The organism is Pseudomonas sp. KCJK9058, from assembly GCF_046230975.1.
GTDB classification, from domain to species: domain Bacteria; phylum Pseudomonadota; class Gammaproteobacteria; order Pseudomonadales; family Pseudomonadaceae; genus Aquipseudomonas; species Aquipseudomonas alloputida.
Genome location: NZ_JBJJLR010000024.1, coordinates 39,799 through 58,700 on the forward strand (window position 1 = coordinate 39,799; position 18,902 = coordinate 58,700).

The 18,902-nt window shown below is 61.5% G+C and carries 22 protein-coding genes, 1 tRNA gene and 1 pseudogene; 5 read left to right on the top strand and 19 right to left on the bottom strand.

Translation table 11 applies throughout. The annotated features are described in order from the left end of the window. Nucleotides 1-37 precede the first annotated feature (37 nt). The 7 genes from hscB to trmJ form a co-directional block, all read right to left on the bottom strand. On the bottom strand, nucleotides 38-559 hold the full coding sequence (gene hscB, locus ACK59Z_RS14585; protein WP_003248535.1) for a co-chaperone HscB: 522 nt from the start codon (nucleotides 557-559) through the stop codon (nucleotides 38-40). Between the two features lie 8 nt (nucleotides 560-567). Next, a complete protein-coding gene (gene iscA / locus ACK59Z_RS14590) occupies nucleotides 568-891 on the bottom strand; it encodes an iron-sulfur cluster assembly protein IscA (RefSeq protein ID WP_003248536.1) in 324 nt (107 codons plus the stop codon). A 28-nt stretch (nucleotides 892-919) separates the two neighbouring features. After that, complete coding sequence (iscU, locus tag ACK59Z_RS14595; protein WP_003248539.1) at nucleotides 920-1,306, bottom strand: Fe-S cluster assembly scaffold IscU; 387 nt, start codon at nucleotides 1,304-1,306, stop codon at nucleotides 920-922. A gap of 46 nt (nucleotides 1,307-1,352) precedes the next feature. Beyond that, nucleotides 1,353-2,567 (bottom strand): IscS subfamily cysteine desulfurase, encoded by a 1,215-nt coding sequence (locus tag ACK59Z_RS14600; protein ID WP_003248541.1) that lies wholly within the window; start codon nucleotides 2,565-2,567, stop codon nucleotides 1,353-1,355. A gap of 45 nt (nucleotides 2,568-2,612) precedes the next feature. Next, nucleotides 2,613-3,104 carry a Fe-S cluster assembly transcriptional regulator IscR gene (gene iscR, locus ACK59Z_RS14605; RefSeq protein ID WP_003248542.1) on the bottom strand — a complete coding sequence of 164 codons (492 nt, stop codon included), beginning with the start codon at nucleotides 3,102-3,104 and terminating at the stop codon, nucleotides 2,613-2,615. Between the two features lie 179 nt (nucleotides 3,105-3,283). Next, nucleotides 3,284-4,069, bottom strand: coding sequence for a serine O-acetyltransferase (gene cysE, locus ACK59Z_RS14610; RefSeq protein ID WP_003248544.1), 786 nt, complete (start codon nucleotides 4,067-4,069; stop codon nucleotides 3,284-3,286). 3 nt (nucleotides 4,070-4,072) lie between these two features. Further along, nucleotides 4,073-4,828 carry a tRNA (cytosine(32)/uridine(32)-2'-O)-methyltransferase TrmJ gene (trmJ, locus tag ACK59Z_RS14615; RefSeq protein WP_004576300.1) on the bottom strand — a complete coding sequence of 252 codons (756 nt, stop codon included), beginning with the start codon at nucleotides 4,826-4,828 and terminating at the stop codon, nucleotides 4,073-4,075. A gap of 151 nt (nucleotides 4,829-4,979) precedes the next feature. Here trmJ and suhB point away from each other — a divergent pair, with 151 nt between their 5' ends. Continuing rightward, a complete protein-coding gene (gene suhB / locus ACK59Z_RS14620) occupies nucleotides 4,980-5,798 on the top strand; it encodes an inositol-phosphate phosphatase (protein ID WP_003248548.1) in 819 nt (272 codons plus the stop codon). Nucleotides 5,799-5,966: 168 nt separating this feature from the next. Here the strand turns inward: suhB and ACK59Z_RS14625 are convergent, their stop codons facing one another. The 6 genes from ACK59Z_RS14625 to queA form a co-directional block, all read right to left on the bottom strand. Further along, a complete protein-coding gene (locus ACK59Z_RS14625; protein WP_003248550.1) occupies nucleotides 5,967-6,509 on the bottom strand; it encodes a glycine zipper 2TM domain-containing protein in 543 nt (180 codons plus the stop codon). 121 nt (nucleotides 6,510-6,630) lie between these two features. After that, complete coding sequence (gene secF, locus ACK59Z_RS14630; protein WP_019750505.1) at nucleotides 6,631-7,539, bottom strand: protein translocase subunit SecF; 909 nt, start codon at nucleotides 7,537-7,539, stop codon at nucleotides 6,631-6,633. Between the two features lie 10 nt (nucleotides 7,540-7,549). Beyond that, the gene (secD, locus tag ACK59Z_RS14635) at nucleotides 7,550-9,412 is read right to left on the bottom strand and encodes a protein translocase subunit SecD (RefSeq protein ID WP_003248555.1); all 1,863 of its coding nucleotides are present in this window, start codon (nucleotides 9,410-9,412) and stop codon (nucleotides 7,550-7,552) included. 63 nt (nucleotides 9,413-9,475) lie between these two features. Further along, the gene (yajC, locus tag ACK59Z_RS14640; RefSeq protein ID WP_003248556.1) at nucleotides 9,476-9,811 is read right to left on the bottom strand and encodes a preprotein translocase subunit YajC; all 336 of its coding nucleotides are present in this window, start codon (nucleotides 9,809-9,811) and stop codon (nucleotides 9,476-9,478) included. Between the two features lie 42 nt (nucleotides 9,812-9,853). Next, a complete protein-coding gene (tgt, locus tag ACK59Z_RS14645) occupies nucleotides 9,854-10,969 on the bottom strand; it encodes a tRNA guanosine(34) transglycosylase Tgt (RefSeq protein ID WP_003248558.1) in 1,116 nt (371 codons plus the stop codon). Nucleotides 10,970-10,983: 14 nt separating this feature from the next. Further along, nucleotides 10,984-12,033 carry a tRNA preQ1(34) S-adenosylmethionine ribosyltransferase-isomerase QueA gene (queA, locus tag ACK59Z_RS14650; protein ID WP_004576301.1) on the bottom strand — a complete coding sequence of 350 codons (1,050 nt, stop codon included), beginning with the start codon at nucleotides 12,031-12,033 and terminating at the stop codon, nucleotides 10,984-10,986. Between the two features lie 105 nt (nucleotides 12,034-12,138). On the opposite strand from queA, the gene ACK59Z_RS14655 reads away from it, so the two are divergent. The 3 genes from ACK59Z_RS14655 to ACK59Z_RS14665 all read left to right on the top strand — a co-directional run bounded on the left by ACK59Z_RS14655 (nucleotide 12,139) and on the right by ACK59Z_RS14665 (nucleotide 13,783). Continuing rightward, nucleotides 12,139-12,223, top strand: a tRNA-Leu gene (locus ACK59Z_RS14655). Nucleotides 12,224-12,485: 262 nt separating this feature from the next. Continuing rightward, the gene (locus ACK59Z_RS14660; protein ID WP_108191806.1) at nucleotides 12,486-13,133 is read left to right on the top strand and encodes a trypsin-like peptidase domain-containing protein; all 648 of its coding nucleotides are present in this window, start codon (nucleotides 12,486-12,488) and stop codon (nucleotides 13,131-13,133) included. A gap of 170 nt (nucleotides 13,134-13,303) precedes the next feature. Further along, nucleotides 13,304-13,783 (top strand): GNAT family N-acetyltransferase, encoded by a 480-nt coding sequence (locus ACK59Z_RS14665; protein ID WP_108191802.1) that lies wholly within the window; start codon nucleotides 13,304-13,306, stop codon nucleotides 13,781-13,783. Between the two features lie 10 nt (nucleotides 13,784-13,793). Here ACK59Z_RS14665 and ACK59Z_RS14670 read toward each other — a convergent pair whose 3' ends face one another. After that, nucleotides 13,794-14,090: an addiction module antidote protein gene (locus ACK59Z_RS14670; RefSeq protein WP_004576347.1), complete on the bottom strand. Its 297-nt coding sequence runs from the start codon at nucleotides 14,088-14,090 to the stop codon at nucleotides 13,794-13,796. After that, nucleotides 14,087-14,380: pseudogene (locus tag ACK59Z_RS14675) on the bottom strand (type II toxin-antitoxin system RelE/ParE family toxin). Before ACK59Z_RS14675 ends, ACK59Z_RS14670 begins: the two are co-directional and overlap by 4 nt. Nucleotides 14,381-14,603: 223 nt before the next feature. Between ACK59Z_RS14675 and ACK59Z_RS14680 the strand changes: the two are divergent. Beyond that, nucleotides 14,604-15,497: a bestrophin family protein gene (locus tag ACK59Z_RS14680; RefSeq protein ID WP_003248571.1), complete on the top strand. Its 894-nt coding sequence runs from the start codon at nucleotides 14,604-14,606 to the stop codon at nucleotides 15,495-15,497. Nucleotides 15,498-15,533: 36 nt separating this feature from the next. Here the strand turns inward: ACK59Z_RS14680 and phnE are convergent, their stop codons facing one another. From phnE to ACK59Z_RS14700, 4 genes are read right to left on the bottom strand one after another with little or no spacing between them, the layout of a single operon-like run. Next, nucleotides 15,534-16,301, bottom strand: coding sequence for a phosphonate ABC transporter, permease protein PhnE (phnE, locus tag ACK59Z_RS14685; protein WP_121782880.1), 768 nt, complete (start codon nucleotides 16,299-16,301; stop codon nucleotides 15,534-15,536). Beyond that, a complete protein-coding gene (locus ACK59Z_RS14690) occupies nucleotides 16,298-17,125 on the bottom strand; it encodes a PhnE/PtxC family ABC transporter permease (RefSeq protein WP_409293320.1) in 828 nt (275 codons plus the stop codon). The genes phnE and ACK59Z_RS14690 overlap by 4 nt, the downstream gene beginning before the upstream one ends. After that, a complete protein-coding gene (locus ACK59Z_RS14695; protein WP_108191773.1) occupies nucleotides 17,119-17,928 on the bottom strand; it encodes a phosphonate ABC transporter ATP-binding protein in 810 nt (269 codons plus the stop codon). The genes ACK59Z_RS14690 and ACK59Z_RS14695 overlap by 7 nt, the downstream gene beginning before the upstream one ends. After that, nucleotides 17,925-18,779 (bottom strand): putative selenate ABC transporter substrate-binding protein, encoded by an 855-nt coding sequence (locus ACK59Z_RS14700; protein ID WP_014861459.1) that lies wholly within the window; start codon nucleotides 18,777-18,779, stop codon nucleotides 17,925-17,927. The genes ACK59Z_RS14695 and ACK59Z_RS14700 overlap by 4 nt, the downstream gene beginning before the upstream one ends. Nucleotides 18,780-18,902 lie beyond the last annotated feature (123 nt).

Genomic DNA, 18,902 nt, shown 5'->3' on the forward strand with positions numbered 1-18,902 from the left:
TCTGAATACCTTAGGTGTCATCACGGGCAACACCGGGTTAATCGTCGAGGCGCTCTTCCAGTTGGCGCACTTCTTGGGCGAGCTTGTCGAGGAACTGCATGCGGCGCATCAGGCGCTCGGCCTTGTCGCGCTCGCCTGGGGCATCCCAGCAGGCGGCAAAGTCCTCGTTCAGCGTGTCCTGGGCAGCCTTGAGGCGCTTCTTGAACACGCCGACACCATCAAGGTCGGCTTCGTCCTGCAACTCCTCGAGCTCTTCACGCCACTGCATCTGCTGCAACAGGAAGTCAGGGTCGTGGACCGTGACTTCCTGAGGCACTTCATGGCCGCTGATGGCCAACAGATAGCGGGCGCGCCGCGGCGCACTGCGCAGGGTCTGGTAGGCGTCGTTGAGTGCTGCGGACTTTTCCAGCGCTACCCGCTGCTCACGCTCGGAGGCGTCGGCAAAGCGGTCGGGATGGACTTCGCGGGCCAGCTCGCGATAGCGAGTGGCCAGCTTGTCGAGATCCAGACGGAAGCTTGGCTGGAGGTCAAACAATGCGTAATGACAAGGAGTACCCACAGCCAGCCTCAAACGTTGAAGCTTTCGCCGCAGCCACACTCACCGCGCACGTTGGGGTTGTTGAACTTGAAGCCTTCGTTCAACCCTTCCTTGACGAAATCCAGTTCGGTGCCATCGAGGTAGACCAGGCTCTTGGGATCGATGATCACCTTGACGCCATGGTTTTCGAACACCTGGTCTTCGTCCGCCAGTTCGTCGACGAATTCCAGCACGTAGGCCAGACCCGAGCAACCGGTGGTGCGCACGCCCAGGCGAATGCCCTCACCTTTGCCGCGCCCGTCGAGGGAGCGGCGAATGTGGTTGGCGGCGGCTTCTGTCATGCTGATAGCCATCAGAACTCCTTACCTTGCAACAGGCGACTTAGATCAAGCCTTTCTTCTGCTTGTAGTCGCGTACGGCTGCCTTGATGGCATCTTCGGCGAGTACCGAGCAGTGAATCTTGACCGGCGGCAACGCCAGCTCTTCGGCCAGTTGGGTATTCTTGATGGTTTCGGCCTCGTCCAGGGTCTTGCCCTTCATCCACTCGGTGGCGAGGGAACTGGAAGCGATGGCCGAACCGCAGCCGTAGGTCTTGAACTTGGCGTCTTCGATAACGCCCTGCTCGTTGACCTTGATCTGCAGGCGCATCACGTCACCGCAGGCCGGGGCGCCGACCATGCCGGTGCCGACATCCGGGTCTTCGGCATTCATCTTGCCGACGTTGCGCGGGTTTTCGTAGTGGTCGATGACCTTTTCACTGTATGCCATGGTGCAATTCCTTCCTCATCAGGGAGCCGCTCTTGCCGGCGACTGCTTAGTGGGCGGCCCACTCGATCTTGGAGATGTCAACGCCGTCTTTGTACATATCCCACAGCGGCGACAGCTCACGCAGTTTGTTGACGGCCTCGCAGACTTTCTGCGCGGCGTAGTCGACTTCTTCTTCGGTGGTGAAACGGCCGAAGGAGAAGCGGATCGAGCTGTGCGCCAGCTCGTCGTTGCGGCCCAGAGCACGCAGTACGTAGGACGGCTCGAGCGACGCGGAGGTACAGGCCGAACCGGACGATACGGCGATGTCTTTCAGCGACATCAGCAGCGATTCGCCTTCGACGTAGTTGAAGCTCAGGTTCAGGTTGTGCGGTACACGCGCAGTCTGGCTGCCATTGACGTACAGCTCTTCAAGGTTTGAGACCTGCTTGAAGAAGCGGTCGCTCAGGGCCTTGATGCGTGCGTTTTCTGCAACCATTTCCTGTTTGGCAATGGCGAAGGCTTCGCCCATGCCGACGATCTGGTGGGTCGGCAGGGTGCCCGAACGCATGCCGCGCTCATGACCGCCGCCGTGAATGATGGCTTCAAGACGTACACGCGGCTTGCGACTGACGTACAGCGCGCCGATGCCTTTCGGGCCATAGACCTTGTGCGCCGAGAACGACATCAGGTCGACTTTCAGCTTTTGCAGGTCGATTTCGACCTTGCCGGCCGACTGGGCGGCGTCGACATGGAACAGTACGCCGCGCGAACGGGTCAGTTCACCGATGGCGGCAATGTCGTTGATCGAGCCGACTTCGTTGTTCACATGCATCAGCGAGACCAGGATCGTGTCGTCGCGCAGCACCGCTTCTACCATGGCCGGGGTGACGATGCCGTCTTCGCCTGGCTCCAGGTAAGTGACTTCAAAACCTTCGCGTTCCAGCTGGCGAGCGGTATCCAGGACCGCCTTGTGCTCGATCTTGGAGGTAATGATGTGCTTGCCTTTGGTCTGATAGAAGTGCGCAACACCTTTGAGCGCGAGGTTGTCGGACTCGGTGGCACCGCTGGTCCAGACGATTTCGCGCGGATCGGCGTTGATCAGCTCGGCAACCTGGCGGCGACCGTTCTCCACCGCTTCCTCGGCTTTCCAGCCAAAGACGTGGGAGCGCGAGGCCGGGTTACCGAAGTTCCCGTCGACCAGCAGGCAGTCGGCCATCTTCTGGGCCACGCGTGGGTCGACCGGAGTGGTCGCAGAGTAATCAAGGTAGATCGGCAACTTCATTTGTCTCTCCTATCAGGCGGTGGCGTCGCTCGTCGTCCCAGGGGATCAATCGACGGCAGACGTCTCAATCTTGTCCAGCTGGGCGGTTCGTCCTGCGACACGGCGCAGGTCCTGGCGCTGGGCGACTTCCTGCACATCACGGCGCTTGACGAGGTCGGCCAGGCTTATGCCGCTGAGGAATTCATGGATCTGCTGGCTGAGGTCGCACCACAGGTGGTGGGTCAGGCAGGTATCACCGGCATGGCAGTCCCCGAGCCCCTGGCAACGGGTGGCATCGACCGACTCGTTGACCGCGTCGATGACCTGGGCCACCTGGATGGTTTCCATGCCCCGCGACAGCTGGTAGCCGCCGCCTGGACCGCGCACACTGGAAACCAGGCTGCTGCGACGCAGCTTGGCGAACAGCTGCTCCAGATAAGAGAGGGAAATGCCCTGGCGCTCGGAAATATCGGCCAAAGACACCGGCCCATGCTTCGCGTGCAACGCCAAGTCGAGCATGGCGGTCACGGCGTATCGGCCTTTGGTAGTCAGTCGCATGGCTATTGGGTACCACGGGAGTTTCAGGATGTGTGCGAGTATGCGATTCCCGAGCATTTAAGTCAACTATTAGACCTACTGCTTTAGTCGGGTTTGCATCAGGGAGGCGGGCGCGATTGTAGCAGACGAGGGGCGCGAGCACACGCCCCACATGCCACCATGACTTCAGTGCGGCGCGATCAATGCGGCTGAGTGTCGCGCTGGGCCACCTGGGTAACCTCGGTGAAGTCGTCCTCCGGCAAGGCCGGCAGTTCCTTGGCGCAATAGTCACTGCCCATCTTGGTCAGCGCGCCACACATACCCTCCAACCGTTCGTCGACGGCCTGCAGATGATCGAGCATCTGGCCGATGGCCCGCGCCACCGGATCGGGCATGTCGCCACTGACACCATAGGCGTCAAAGCCGATCTTCTCGGCCATTGCCTTACGCTTGGCTTCGACTTCGGTGTCCTCGCTCTTGACGATGATCCGCCCCGGAATGCCTACCGCCGTAGCCCCGGCCGGCACCGCCTTGGTAACCACCGCATTGGAACCGATCTTGGCCCCGGCGCCGACCGTGAAAGGCCCCAACACCTTGGCACCCGCCCCTACCACCACGCCGTTTTCCAAGGTGGGGTGGCGCTTGCCCTTGTTCCAGCTGGTGCCACCGAGCGTCACCCCCTGGTACAGGGTGACGTCATCACCGATCTCGGCGGTTTCGCCAATGACGATGCCCATACCGTGGTCGATGAAAAAGCGCCGGCCAATGGTGGCGCCGGGGTGGATTTCGATACCGGTCAGCCAGCGACCGAAGTTCGACACCAGCCGGGCCAACCATTTGAAATCACGCCTCCACAGCGCATTGCCCAGGCGGTGCAGCCAGATGGCATGCATGCCGGGGTAGCAAGTGAGCACCTCGAAGGCATTGCGTGCAGCCGGGTCACGGTGGAATACGCTTTGAATATCTTCACGCAGACGTTCGAACATCTGTCAGTCCTTCCGTTTATGCGGCTCGCCCCGGACCACCTTCTGGGTCTCGGTGAGGATGCCGCGCAAAATGCTCATTTCCGAACGCTCGACCGCCACCCGCCCATACAGCCGGCGCAGGCGCGGCATCAGGTGCTTGGGCTTTTCGGGGTCGAGGAAGCCGATGCCCACCAGGGTTTTCTCGAGGTGGTCGTAGAACAGCTCCATTTCATCCATGGTCGCCAGCTCAGCGGCGTCAACCTTCTCGACTTTGCCCGGTGCCTCACCGGCAGCCAGCCAAGCCATGCGCACCTCGTAGGAGAGCACCTGCACGGCAGCCGCCAGGTTCAGCGAGCTGAAGTCGGGGTTGGAGGGAATGTGCACGTGGAAGTGACATCGCTGCAGTTCTTCGTTGGTCAGGCCGGCGTGCTCGCGCCCGAACACCAGGGCGATTTCCTCGCCGCCATTGGCATGCTCCACTGCCTTGGCACCGCATTCACGGGGGCCGATCAACGGCCAGGGAATGCTGCGCTCGCGGGCGCTGGTGCCCATCACCAGGTTACAGCCGACCAGCGCCTGTTCGAGGCTGTCGACCACCTGGGCGTTATCCAGCACATCGTCGGCGCCCGAAGCACGGGCACTGGCATCCACGGCGGGGAATTCTTTCGGCTGCACCAGCACCAGACGCGACAAGCCCATGTTTTTCATGGCACGCGCAGCGCCGCCGATGTTGCCGGGGTGGCTGGTATTGACCAGAACAACACGAATATTTTGCAGCAAGGTGTTGTGCTCACAGATGCAGGAATCAGGGCCTTCGATCTTACAGAACCGACAGACGTAACGCCATGAAAGCAAATGTGACACTTCTGCCGCCAAAGTTTTCTGCTAGAATGATCGGCTTTCTTCTTTAACATCTCCAGGTGACCCGCCCATGCAGCCTATGCTGAATATCGCCCTGCGCGCCGCTCGCAGCGCCAGTGAACTGATTTTCCGCTCCATCGAACGCCTGGATAGCATCAAGGTCGATGAGAAAGAGGCCAAGGACTACGTTTCCGAAGTCGATCGCGCCGCCGAGCAGAGCATCGTCAACGCCCTGCGCAAGGCCTACCCGAACCACTCCATCCAGGGCGAGGAAACCGGCCTGCACGCGGGCAGCGGCGAAGAAGGCAAAGATTACCTGTGGATCATCGACCCGCTGGACGGCACCACCAACTTCCTGCGCGGCATCCCGCACTTCGCCGTCAGCATCGCCTGCAAATACCGCGGCCGCCTTGAGCACGCCGTGATCGTCGACCCGGTTCGCCAGGAAGAATTCACCGCCAGCCGTGGCCGTGGCGCCCAACTCAATGGCCGCCGCCTGCGCGTCAGCTCACGCACAAGCCTGGAAGGCGCCCTGCTGGGCACCGGCTTCCCGTTCCGTGACGGCCAGATGGCGGACATGGACAACTACCTGGGCATGTTCCGCGCCTTGACCGGCCAGACCGCCGGCATCCGCCGCGCCGGCTCCGCCAGCCTGGACCTGGCCTACGTGGCTGCTGGCCGCTTCGACGCCTTCTGGGAGTCGGGCCTGTCCGAATGGGACATGGCAGCTGGCGTACTGCTGATCCAGGAAGCCGGTGGCCTGGTGAGCGACTTCAACGGTGGCCACGACTTCCTCGACAAAGGTCACATCGTTGCAGGCAACATCAAGTGCTTCAAGGCAGTACTGACTGCCATCCAACCGCACCTGCCAGAAAGCATGAAGCGGTAAGCGCAGATTGCTGGCAAACAAAAAGCACCTCTCGAGGTGCTTTTTTGTGCCTGGTGGTTTTGCGCGGCCTGTGCCGGCCTCTTCGCGGGTAAACCCGCTCCTACAGGGACAATGCGTTCCATGTAGGAGCGGGTTTACCCGCGAAGAGGCCGGCACAGGCCACGCAAATTACTGACCCGCTTCGCTCAGGATCAACTTGCCATTCTTGTCCAGCGGAATGGTCGATCCCGGCTCGCGATCCATCTTCACCTTGCCTACCTGATCACCGATGGAATAGGTCACGTTGTAGCCCACCACCTTCTCGCTGATGTCGTTGACCGTATTGCAGCGAGTTTGCGTGGTTGTGTAGGTATCACGCTCCTGCATGCCTTCCTGCACCTTGTTACCGGCATAACCACCACCGACCGCACCGGCCACCGTGGCAATCTTCTTGCCGGTACCACCACCAATCTGGTTACCCAGCAAACCACCGGCCAGCGCACCCACGACGGTGCCGGCGATCTGATGCTGGTCCTTGACCGGCGCCTGGCGCGTGACGGTAACGTCCTTGCACACTTCGCGTGGGGTTTTCACCTGTTGCTTGATCGGCTGCACGTCGGTGACCTGGGCATACTCAGGCCCCTTGTTGACCAAGCTGTAGGTCGCGACAGCACCTCCGGCAGTCACACCGACAGCACCCAGTACCGCACCCACCAGCATTGATTTATTCACGTGGACCTCCTGATCGTACCAGCGGGTATCAACCCGCGCTTCTCCCAGCCTTGGAGCAAAAAAAAAGGCGCGAGTTCAATATTCGCGCCTTTTACACCGCCAGGCGGTGATGGACTAGCCCTTACGGACGATCATCCACACCCTCGGCCTTGGTCGGCGGGATCAGGTCTTCGCTGTTCAGGTTCAGCCAGATCAGCACCACGTTGGCGATATAGATCGACGAGTAGGTACCGGCCATGACACCAATGAACAGGGCGAGCGAGAAACCGAACAGGTTGTCACCCCCGAAGAACAGCAGCGCAGCAATGGCCAGCAGGGTCGAAACCGAAGTGGCGACGGTACGCAGCAGGGTCTGGGTGGTGGAAATGTTGATGTTTTCGATCAGCGAGGCCTTGCGCATGACGCGGAAGTTCTCGCGCACCCGGTCGAATACAACAATGGTGTCGTTCAGCGAGTAACCGATGATCGCCAGCACCGCCGCCAGCACCGTCAGGTCGAAGGTGATCTGGAAGAACGACAGGATGCCCAGCGTTACCACCACGTCGTGGATCAGCGAGACGATCGCCCCCACGGCGAACTTCCACTGAAAACGGAAGGCCAGGTAGATGAGGATACCGCCCAAGGCCAGGAGCATGCCCATGCCGCCCTGGTCGCGCAGCTCTTCACCGACCTGCGGGCCGACGAACTCAACACGCTTGACCGTGGCCGGGTTGTCGCCGCCTGCCTTCTGCAGCGCGGCAGCTACCTTGTTGCCCAACTGCGGGTCATCGCCCGGCATGCGCACCAGCAGGTCGGTGGTGGCGCCGAAGCTCTGCACCACCGCCTCGTGGAAGCCGGAGTTGACCAGCTCGGCACGCACCGCCTTGAGGTCGGCAGGACGCTCGTAGGTCAGCTCGATCAGCGTACCCCCGGTGAAGTCCAGCCCGAAGTTCAGGCCCTTTTGCCACCAGCTGAACAGCGCCAACACGGTGAGGAGCACGGTGACGGCGAACGCGACATTGCGCACGCCCATGAAATTGATGGTTTTCATCGCAGCTCCCTCAAACCCACAGCTTCTTGATGTCACGCCCGCCACAGGTCAGGTTGACCAATGCACGGGTCACCATGACGGCGGTGAACATCGAGGTGAAAATCCCGAGGGACATGGTGACCGCAAAGCCTTTGACCGGGCCGGTACCCATGGCAAACAGGATGCCGCCGACCAACAGGGTGGTCAGGTTGGCGTCGACGATTGCCGAGTAGGCGCGATTGAAGCCTTCGTGGATAGCGCGCTGCACCGACATGCCAGCAGCAATCTCTTCGCGAATACGCGAGAAGATCAGCACGTTGGCGTCCACCGCCATACCCATGGTCAACACGATGCCGGCAATACCCGGCAGGGTCAGGGTCGCCCCCAGCAGCGACATCAACGCCAGCAGCAGCACCATGTTACCCGCCAGGGCGATGGTGGCCAGCACACCGAAGGCGCGGTAGATGGCGATGATGAACAGCGAGACGAACAGCATGCCCCACAGCGACGCATCGATACCCTTGGTGATGTTGTCAGCACCCAGGCTTGGGCCAATGGTACGTTCTTCAGCGAAGTACATCGGCGCGGCCAGACCACCAGCACGCAGCAGCAGGGCCAACTCGGACGATTCGCCCTGGCCGTTCAGACCGGTGATGCGGAACTGGCTGCCAAGCGGCGACTGGATGGTCGCCAGGCTGATGATTTTTTTCTCTTCGACGAAGCTTTGTACGGCAACGTCCTTCTCGACGCCGCCGACGGTTTGCTTGACGTAGCGGGTAACCGGCTTCTGCTCGATGAAGATCACCGCCATGCTACGGCCGACGTTGCTACGGGTAGCACGGCTCATCAGCTCGCCACCGTGGCCATCCAGGCGAATGTTCACCTGCGGGCGGCCATGCTCGTCGAAGCTGGCCTGGGCGTCGGTAACCTGGTCACCCGTGATGATCAGGCCCCGCTCGACTGCGGCGGAGCGGCCGCCATCACGGAACTCGAACACCTCGGTAGTGGCCTTGGATGCACCCGGTTCGGCACCGAAGCGGAACTCCAGGTTGGCCGTTTTACCAAGGATACGCTTGGCTTCGGCAGTGTCCTGCACGCCTGGCAGCTCGACCACGATACGGTTGGCGCCCTGGCGCTGTACCAGAGGCTCTGCCACACCCAGCTCGTTCACGCGGTTGCGCACGGTGGTGAGGTTCTGCTTGATCGAGTATTCGCGGATCTCGGCGACTTTCGCCTGGGTCAGCGCCAGACGCAGCACCGCAAGCTCGTTGCGATCGGTGGTGGTCAGGTCGAAATCATTGAAATTCTTGCGGATCAGGGCACGTGCCTGTTCGCGGGTGGCATCATCAGCGAAGCCCAGCATGATGCCGCCATCCTGCTGAGGCAGGCTGCGGTAGCGGACGCGCTCTTTGCGCAGCAAGGTCTTGACCTCGCCTTCGTAGACTTTCATGCGGGCAGTCATGGCCTTGTCCATGTCCACTTCCAGCAGGAAGTGCACACCACCGGACAGGTCCAGGCCCAGTTTCATCGGGCTTGCGCCCAGGTTGCGCAGCCATTGCGGGGTAGTCTGGGCCAGGTTCAGGGCCACGACGTAATCATCGCCCAGTGCCTTGCGCACTACATCCTTGGCTGGCAGCTGGTCTTCCTGATTGGTCAGGCGGATCAGCCCGCTGCCCTTTTCCCCCAGGCTTGCGCCCTTGACAGCAATCTTGGCATCGACCAGCGCCTTGCTGACGCGATCAAGGTCGGCCTGATTCACCTGCAGCGCCGAGCTGGCACCGCTGATCTGTACCGCCGGGTCATCCGGGTAGAGGTTGGGAGCGGAATAAATGAAACCGACCACCAGTACCAGCACGATCAGTGCATATTTCCACAGAGGATATTTGTTCAGCATCACGCCGCCCGTTCAAGACGCGGGGCGCGTTGCGCGCCCCGACTGGAAAATAAAACCGGTAACTCAGATAGCCTTGAGCGTACCTTTTGGCAGGGTCGCAGCAATGGCACCCTTCTGGAACTTCAGCTCGACAGTGTCGGACACTTCCAGCACCACGAAGTCATCGGAAACCTTGACGATCTTGCCGGCGATGCCGCCGTTGGTGACAACTTCGTCACCTTTCTGCAAGTTGCTCAGCAGGTTCTTCTGCTCTTTCGCGCGCTTGGCCTGCGGGCGCCAGATCATCAGGTAGAAGATGACCAGGAAACCGACCAGGAAAATCCACTCGAAGCCGGTACCGGCTGGGCCAGCGGCAGGTGCTGCAGCGTCCGCGTATGCGGCGGGGATGAAGAAGCTCATTGGGCACTCCTAATGTAATTTTCTAATAATGGATGCGGACAGTCAGTCCAAGGGCGGTACAGGAAGCCCGCGCTTGGCGTAGAAGGCGTCGACAAAGGCGGCCAATTTACCCTGTTGAATAGCCTCGCGTAAACCGGCCATCAAGCGCTGATAATGGCGCAAGTTGTGGATGGTATTCAGCATGCTGCTCAGCATTTCGCCGCATTTGTCCAGATGATGGAGATAGGCGCGCGAGAAGTTGGTGCAGGTATAGCAGTCACAGGTCGGATCCAGCGGCGATTCATCGTGACGATGGAACGCATTGCGGATCTTGATCACCCCTGTATCAACGAACAGGTGACCGTTGCGCGCGTTACGCGTCGGCATCACGCAGTCGAACATGTCGACGCCGCGGCGCACACCCTCAACGAGATCTTCCGGTTTGCCTACCCCCATAAGGTAACGAGGTTTGTCAGCAGGCATCTGGTCCGGCAGGTAATCCAGCACCTTGATCATTTCGTGCTTGGGCTCGCCCACCGACAGGCCGCCAATGGCCAGGCCGTCGAAACCGATGTTTTCCAGGCCTTCCAGCGAGCGCATGCGCAGGTCCTGGTACATGCCACCCTGAACAATGCCGAACAGCGCTGCGGTGTTGTCGGCATGGGCGTTCTTCGAGCGCTGGGCCCAGCGCAGCGACAGCTCCATGGAAGTGCGTGCCACATCGTGCTCGGCCGGGTACGGGGTGCACTCGTCGAAGATCATTACCACGTCCGAGCCCAGGTCACGCTGAACCTGCATCGACTCTTCCGGGCCCATGAACACTTTGGAACCATCGACCGGCGAAGCGAAGGTCACGCCCTCTTCCTTGATCTTGCGCATGGCTCCCAGGCTGAATACCTGGAAACCACCGGAGTCGGTGAGGATCGGGCCTTTCCACTGCATGAAATCGTGCAGGCCGTTGTGCTTCTTGATCACCTCGGTGCCTGGGCGCAGCCACAAGTGGAAGGTGTTGCCAAGGATCATCTCGGCGCCGATGGCCTCGATATCGCGTGGCAGCATGCCCTTGACCGTGCCATAGGTACCCACCGGCATGAATGCCGGGGTTTCCACGGTGCCACGTGGGAAGGTGATGCGACCCCGACGGGCCTTGCCGTCGGTGGCCAGCAGTTCGAAGGACATTCGACAGGTGCGACTCATGCTTGATCCTCGGGCCCGCGTGGCGCCGGATTGCGGGTGATGAACATGGCATCACCGTAACTGAAGAAGCGGTACCCATGCTCGACCGCCGCTGCGTAGGCAGCCATGGTCTCGGGGTAGCCGGCGAAAGCCGAGACCAGCATCAGCAGCGTGGACTCCGGCAGATGGAAGTTGGTGACCAGGGCATCGACCACATGGAACGGCCGGCCCGGGTAGATGAAGATGTCGGTGTCGCCACTGAAGGCCTTGAGCACGCCATCACGCGCGGCGCTTTCCAGCGAACGCACACTGGTGGTGCCAACCGCGATCACCCGACCACCACGGGCCCGGCAGGCCTCGATGGCATCGACCACATCCTGGCCCACTTCGAGCCACTCTTTATGCATGTGGTGGTCTTCGATCTTGTCGACCCGCACCGGCTGGAAGGTGCCGGCGCCCACATGCAGGGTGACGAAGGCGCGCTCGACGCCCTTGTCGGCGATCTTTTCCAGCAGCGCCTCGTCGAAGTGCAGGCCTGCGGTAGGCGCGGCAACCGCGCCGGCGCGCTGGGCGTACACGGTCTGGTAGCGCTCACGGTCGGCGCCCTCGTCCGGGCGGTCGATATAGGGCGGCAGCGGCATGTGGCCGACACGGTCGAGCAACGGCAGCACCTCTTCGGTGAAGCGAAGTTCGAACAGCGTGTCATGGCGCGCGACCATTTCGGCCTCGCCACCGCCATCGATGAGGATGACCGCGCCAACCTTGGGCGCCTTGCTGGCGCGCACATGGGCCAGCACCCGGTGGCTGTCGAGCACGCGTTCGACCAGTACCTCCAGCTTGCCGCCGGAGGCTTTCTGGCCGAACAACCGCGCCGGGATCACTCGGGTGTTGTTGAACACCATCAAGTCGCCGGGGCGCAGATAGTCGAGCAAGTCGGGGAATTGCCGGTGCGCCAGCGCGCCGGTAGGCCCATCGAGCACCAGCAGACGGCTGCCATGGCGCTCGGCCAACGGGTGGCGGGCGATCAGGGAATCAGGGAGTTCGAAGGAAAAATCGGCGACGCGCATGATGATGTTCGGTTCGGCAGGGCCGGGAAGTTTAGCCCAATGTGTGAAAATTGACCATGAAAGCCGATTGACCGACCAGCGGCACCTCTTTATACTGCGCGCCACGCCCTGATGGCGGAATTGGTAGACGCGGCGGATTCAAAATCCGTTTTCGAAAGGAGTGGGAGTTCGAGTCTCCCTCGGGGCACCAAAATCCGGAAAAAACCGACCTTACGGTCGGTTTTTTTTTGCTTGCGATTTATGCCCGTCATTGACGCCGCCCCCCTGACTCCCGCGCCTCCCCCCATACCTGCATTCTATTGGCCGCGCTGTGCACTGGCACTTAAGCTGTCATTCGTCAGATATATTCCGAAAGTATTGTTAGCGTAATGGCACTTAGCCATAGTAGCGCTCCCTTTTCTCCACGCACTGTGTGTCCCATGAAAACAATCGCGCCCTGCATGGCGGCAATGATGCTGCTCAGTGGGTGCAATGGAGTGCCAACGTCGTACGTTTCAGATCCCGTCTACAACCAGGCGTTCGTGGTCACCTCAGGTGCCCCACTGCCGATGTTGCTGATGGCCAGCGCCATCCAGTGGAACGAGGATTACGCTGTAACCGCCAAACACACCCCCTTCCTGCGCAACGTGGTCCACGAGGGCCTCGGTGACGTAGTGTTCTTCAAGCACAAAGCCAGCAGCGTGCCGCACTGGCGCCAGTACGTGCCAGGGGAAGCCGTGACGGCGGTGGGCTTCAACAGTTTCATGATGCCGATGCAGGGCAAGGGCCATGCCCTGCCGTCACTGGTACGGCTTGAAGGTACGCCTGGCAGTGTTTTCTACTCGGTGCATGACGGCCCGATCACCAAGGGCATGTCGGGCGGGCCAGTGTTCGCCGATGACGGCACGGTGGTAGGCATCAACGTCGCCATCATTCCCACCAGCGAGATCGACGCCGGCAAGCGCCCGGACCTGGCCGGTAAGGATCGCATCAGCGTGTTCATGTCGTTTAGCGAGATCGACAAGGAATGGCGGCGCTATCAGTACCTGTTGGCACACAAGGCCAAGCCCCAGGCACCAGCTGCGGTCAAAGGCTACGTGGCGGTGGCCGCCAAGCCGTGAATCGGGGTGCGGTGTTGGATGGAAAGCGGCCTATGATGTGAGGCTGATTGCCTCTTCGCGGGTAAACCCGCTCCTACAGGACCTGCACAGGATTTGAGCCTTGTGCAGTACCTGTGAGAGCGGGGTTACCCGCGAAGAGGCCCTGCCAGCCAACGCGAGAAGGACCTGCCATGCACCTGACCCACCGCCCCATCCGGCCAGAAGACATCCCCGTTATCTGCAGCTTCCCGCAGAGCCCGGACGAACTGTTCTACATGTTCCCCAAAGCCACCTACCCCCTCACCCCCAACCAGCTGAGCGACGCCATAGCCCAACGCAGCGGCTCCACGGTAGTGGAAGGTAACGGCGCTGTCCTGGCCTTCGCCAATTTCTACAAAGCCGAACATGGCGGCCTATGTGCCCTGGGCAACGTAGTGGTGGCCCCCAGCGCCCGCGGCCTTGGTGTAGCGCGTTATCTGGTAACGGCCATGATCGACCTCGCCCGCCAGCAGTACAGCGCCCGGGAGGTCTGGGTGTCATGCTTCAATCAAAACACCGCAGGCTTGCTGCTTTATCCACAGCTGGGCTTCACACCGTTCGGCATCGAGGAGCGGCAGGCGTGGGACGGCACGCGGGTAGCGTTGGTGCAGATGAAGCAAATATTGACTTAACCGAGCTGGATCAGCGGGTCATTGCATGTGGCTGAACGAGAAGGTCCACCCCCAGAGCACGAATGACCCTCAATACAGTGTCAAAACGAGGCTTCGCGCCAGGGCTCAGCGCCTTGTACAGGCTTTCTCTACCCAGCCCACTCTCCGTAGCAATATGTGTCATGCCCCGTGCACGAGCGATATGGCCAAGTGCTCGAATGATTTCCTCGGTATCGCCATTTGATAGCACCTGGCTAAGGTATTCACTGATTGCCTCATCGCTGCTCAACAAGGCTGCCATATCAAACGGGATCAATTTTTCGCTCATTTCATCTCCTTCAGCAGCTTTCTGGCTTTGAGGATGTCGGCGGCTTGGGTGGACTTGTCGCCGCCGACCAGCAGTAAAACCAACCTCTGCCCCTTTTGCGTGAAATAGACGCGATAACCGGCAGCTACGTCGATGCGAAGCTAACCAATACCGCCTCCAAGCCACTTGAAGTCACCAAGATTGCCCGCCGCTGCTCGCTCCAGCCTACGACCTATCGCCAGCCTGGCCCTCAAATCTCTCAAGCTCGATAGCCAAGCGGCAAAGCTTTCCGTCTGTTCAACGAGAAACATCAAGTGGTCACCCAATCGTATCCTTATGGATACACCCATTCAAGGATTGAAGCGACCCACTCTGTCGTTTTTGAGCTGAATCAGGAATTCAGGCACGTCTGATAGGCTGGTCGGAGTTTTCCCTTCGTTTCAGCTACAAAATCCCTTGCAACATTCAACCCTCGAACCTTCGACGAGCCTCGGCGTCCCATCCTGCATCCCCCGCGTTTCGAGGTACCCCCGCGTGAAAGACGTCATCGCCCGCAAGTACCGCCTGGTGGTGAAGACCATCGGCTATATCGGTTGGTCGCTGTTCTGGCTGCTGATCTGGGATGTGCTGGTCACCATCGATTTCATGCTGTTCTTGAACAGCAAGTTCACCCTGCCACTGATCCCGCTGACCCTGCTGGGCTCAGCCTTGGTGGTGCTGGTGAGTTTTCGCAACAGCAGCGCCTACAACCGCTGGTGGGAGGCTCGCACCCTGTGGGGCGCGCTGGTGAACAGTTCGCGCAGCTTCGCCCGGCAGACGCTGACGCTGATCGATGACCCGGATGACAGCCTGAACCCGGTCAAGGCAACCCTGCTGCGCCGGCATATCGCCTATGTGAACTGCCTGGCGGCGCACCTGAAAGGTGAGCCCTGCCCGGAGGAGCTGATGGCCTTCATCCCGCCAGGTGAGTTCGAACGGCGCAACCGCTCGAACAATTTCGCCAATGACATTCTCGGCGGCTCGGCAGCCTTGCTGGCGCGGGAATACCAGGCCGGGCGGCTGGACAGCATTCGCCTGGCGCGGCTGGAGTCGACGCTGGTAGACCTGTCTAACGCCCAGGGCGGCATGGAGCGGATTGCCAATACGCCATTGCCCTACCCCTATGTGTATTTCCCACGGCTGTTCATCACCCTGTTCTGCCTGATCGTGCCGGTGGGGCTGGTGGAGTCGTTGGGCTGGTTCACGCCGCTGGCGTCGACGGTGGTAGGGTTCATGTTGCTGGCCATCGAGCGGATCGGCACGGACTTGCAGAGCCCGTTCAGGTTCAGCGAGCATCAGATCCAGATGGATACCATATGCGAGACGATCGAGCGTAACCTGGAGTCGATGCAGCGGGAGGCGCAGTGTGCCGAGGCTGTAGACGCCTGAAAGATGTCAGGGCTGCTTTGCAGCCCGGGCTTTCCGTCAGGCCCGCACATAGCGCTGACGCAACACATCACTCGACACATCCACCAGCAACACCAACACCAGCATACCGATGATCACCGTGCTGGCCTGGGCCTCCTGGAACAGGCTCAAGGTGGTGTACAGCATCTGCCCCAACCCGCCCGCCCCGACGAACCCGAGCACGCTGGCCATGCGGATGTTGTTCTCCCAGCGGTACAAGCTGTAGGCCAGCAACTGCGGCCACAGGTTGGGCAGGGTACCAAAGCAGAACGCCGCCACTTGGCTGCCCCCCTGCAAACGGATCGCAGCCGCCGGCTCGGGCGGGGCGTTCTCAAGCGCCTCGGCAAACAACCGCCCCAGCACGCCAGCGGTGTGCAACGCCAAAGCCAGGGTACCGGCATTCGGCCCCAGCCCAGCCGCCAGCACAGTCAGCGCAGCCCACACCAGTTCAGGAATGGCACGCAAGGCATTGAGCAGCAAACGCGCGGCCCCTTGCAACGGCCAACCGAAGCGGCCCGCCGCCGGCAGTGCCAGCAACATCCCCACTACCATTGCCAACAAGGTGCCCATGCCAGACATGGCCAGGGTTTCCAGCGCCCCGCGCCACACCGCCTTGAGGTGCCCGGCAGACAGATCCGGCTGCAGGAAGCGCCCGGCGTACTCGCCCATCTGCCCCAGCCCGCCATTGCCGACCAGTGCGTGCAGGTCCAGCTCCAGATACGCGAACGAGGCCACCGCCGCTGCCACCATGGCGCCCAGCAACACCCAATTGATCACCCGGTTCATGCCAGCCTCCAGCGCAGCAAGCGGCTGAGCAGGTCGGCCAGGATCACCAGCAGCAAGAACGTCAACAGCATGCTCGCTACTTGCGCACCCGCAAACATGCGCATCGACAGGTCGATCTGCTGGCCCAGCCCGCCAGCACCGACAAAGCCCATCACCACCGAAGCCCGCACCGCGCACTCCCAGCGGTACACGGTGTACGACACCACTTCGGAGGCAGCATTGGGCAGGATGCCGTAGAAAAACGCCGCCAGCCGGCCACTGCCCGCCTGCAACAAGGCATGCGCCGGGCGCTGGTCGACCGACTCGAAGATTTCGGCATAAACCTTGCCGAGCATGCCACTGTAGGTGATGGCGATAGCCAGTACGCCCGCCGTCGGCCCCAGCCCCACGGCGCGCACGAACAGCAACGCCCAGACGATCTCCGGCACGCTACGCAGGAAAATCAGCAGCCCACGCACCGGCAGGCGCAACAGTCGCGACCACAACCCGGCCCGCCCGCCGCGTGAAGCAGCACGCAAGGACAAGGCACGGCTGGCCAGCAAGCCAGCCGGGATCGCCAACAACAACGCCAGCGCCATGCCGGCAGTCGCCACGGCCAGCGTCTGCAAGGTGGCTTCATACAGCAGTGCAAGAAAATCGGCATCATGTGCCGGCGGCCAGAAGGCGCTGGTAAAGCTGGCAATCTGCTGACGGTTGTCCGCCTGCAACAGCACCCCGGGGTTCAGTTCGCTTGTCTGGATAGCCGGCCACAGTACTGCCACCGCCAACAGGGCCAGCAGCAACCGCGGCAGCAGCGCCGGGTCGCGGGCGACGGTCTTCAGCATCGCGGAATCTGCACGGTCAGGGTCGGCCCCTGGGTGGGCGGCGGAGCCAGTTGTTCGTTGGCGTATAGCGCGTCCAGCAGTTGCTCGGTGACCGCTTCGGCCGGGCAGTCGAACACAACCTGCCCTTCCCGAATGCCAATCACCCGCGGAAAATGCGCCAGCGCGAGCTCTACGGCGTGCAGGCTCGCCACCAACGTCACGCCAGTGGCCTGGGCATGGCGATTGACCAAGGCCAGGCTGTGGTCGGCCAACACCGGGTCCATGGCCGACACCGGTTCGTCGGTCAGCAGCACCTGCGGGCGCTGGTACAACGCCCGAGCAATGCCCACCCGCTGCAACTGGCCACCGGACAACTGCCCACACTGCACGAACAACTTGTCGGCCAGGCCCAGTTCGGCCAACACCTGGCGCGCCCCCGGTACATCGCTGGGGTACAGCAGGTTGAGCAAGCCGCGCAGCGTACCCCACTGCCCCAGGCGACCCGCCAGCACTGCGGTCACTACCCGCTGACGCGGTGGCAACGGCGGCGCCTGATGCACCAGGCCAACCTGCGCGCGCAGTCGCTGGCGTGCCCTTGCCGACAGCGCCCAAGGCTGCTCGCCAAGCAACTCCAGGCGCCCACTGCTGGGCTGAACGGCCGTGGCCATCAGGTGCAGCAAGCTGGACTTGCCCGCCCCCGACGGCCCGATGATGGCGACACGCTCGCCCTGCACGATCCGCAGGCTCACCGCGTCAAGCGCGCGTACCTGGCCATGGCGCAGGCTGGCACCGTGAAGATGGATTGCCGCATTCGAAGCTGTCACTTGAGCAGGCCGGCCTCGCGTGCAGCTTGTTCGGTGCCCTTGTAGTTCTCAGGCTTGGTCTCGATGAAGCGGCTGGCGGCCTGCAGGTCCAGGATCGCCTTGTGCTCCGGGTTGCTCGGGTCAAGGTCCAGGAAGGCTTTCTTGATTTTCTGTTTCAACGCCGGGTCCATGTTGCCGCGCACGGTCCAGTTGTAGTCGAAGTAGGTCGGGGTGGTGGCGAACACCTTCACCTTGGTGGTGTCGACCTTGCCGGCATCCACCAGCTTTTGCCACACGCTGGCGTTCAGCACGCCACCCTCGACCTTGCCAGCCTGTACCCAGGCCACGGTGGCATCATGGGCGCCAGAATAGGCCACGCGGCTGAAGTACTCTTCAGGCTTGATATTGTCCTGCTTGAGCATGAAGTAACGCGGCATCAGGCTGCCCGAAGTAGACGAAATGGAACCGAAGGCAAACGACTTGCCCTTCAGATCGCTCAGGCTCTTCACGTCGGGGTTGGCGGTGATGAACTTGGACGTGAACTGTGCGTCCTGCTCACGCTGTACCAGTGGCGTGGCGGTCGGGTCCTTCAGGTGCACCTGAACGAACGTGAAGCCCCCCAGCCAGGCCAGGTCGAGACGGTCTGCGGCCAGCGACTCGACCACCGCTGGGTAGTCCGCCACGGGTACGAACTTCACTTCCATGCCCAGCTGCTTGGCCAGGTACTCACCCAAAGGCTTGAACTTGCGCTGCAGTTCGGTCGGCGCTTCGTCGGGGATGGCGCTGACCCGCAGGGTTTCGGCGGCCTGAACGACAGCGGCACAGCAAGACAGCACGAGGCCGGCGGCAAGCGCCAGGGGGCGGTTGAGCATGGGTGTTCTCCGGTTCAATAGCGGGGAAGTGCCGACACATTTGCCGACACCGGGAATTATAAGAGGCAAGGGCCTAAAGGCCAGCTTTGCTACAATCGCGCAACAATTTGACCTGCAGAGGTG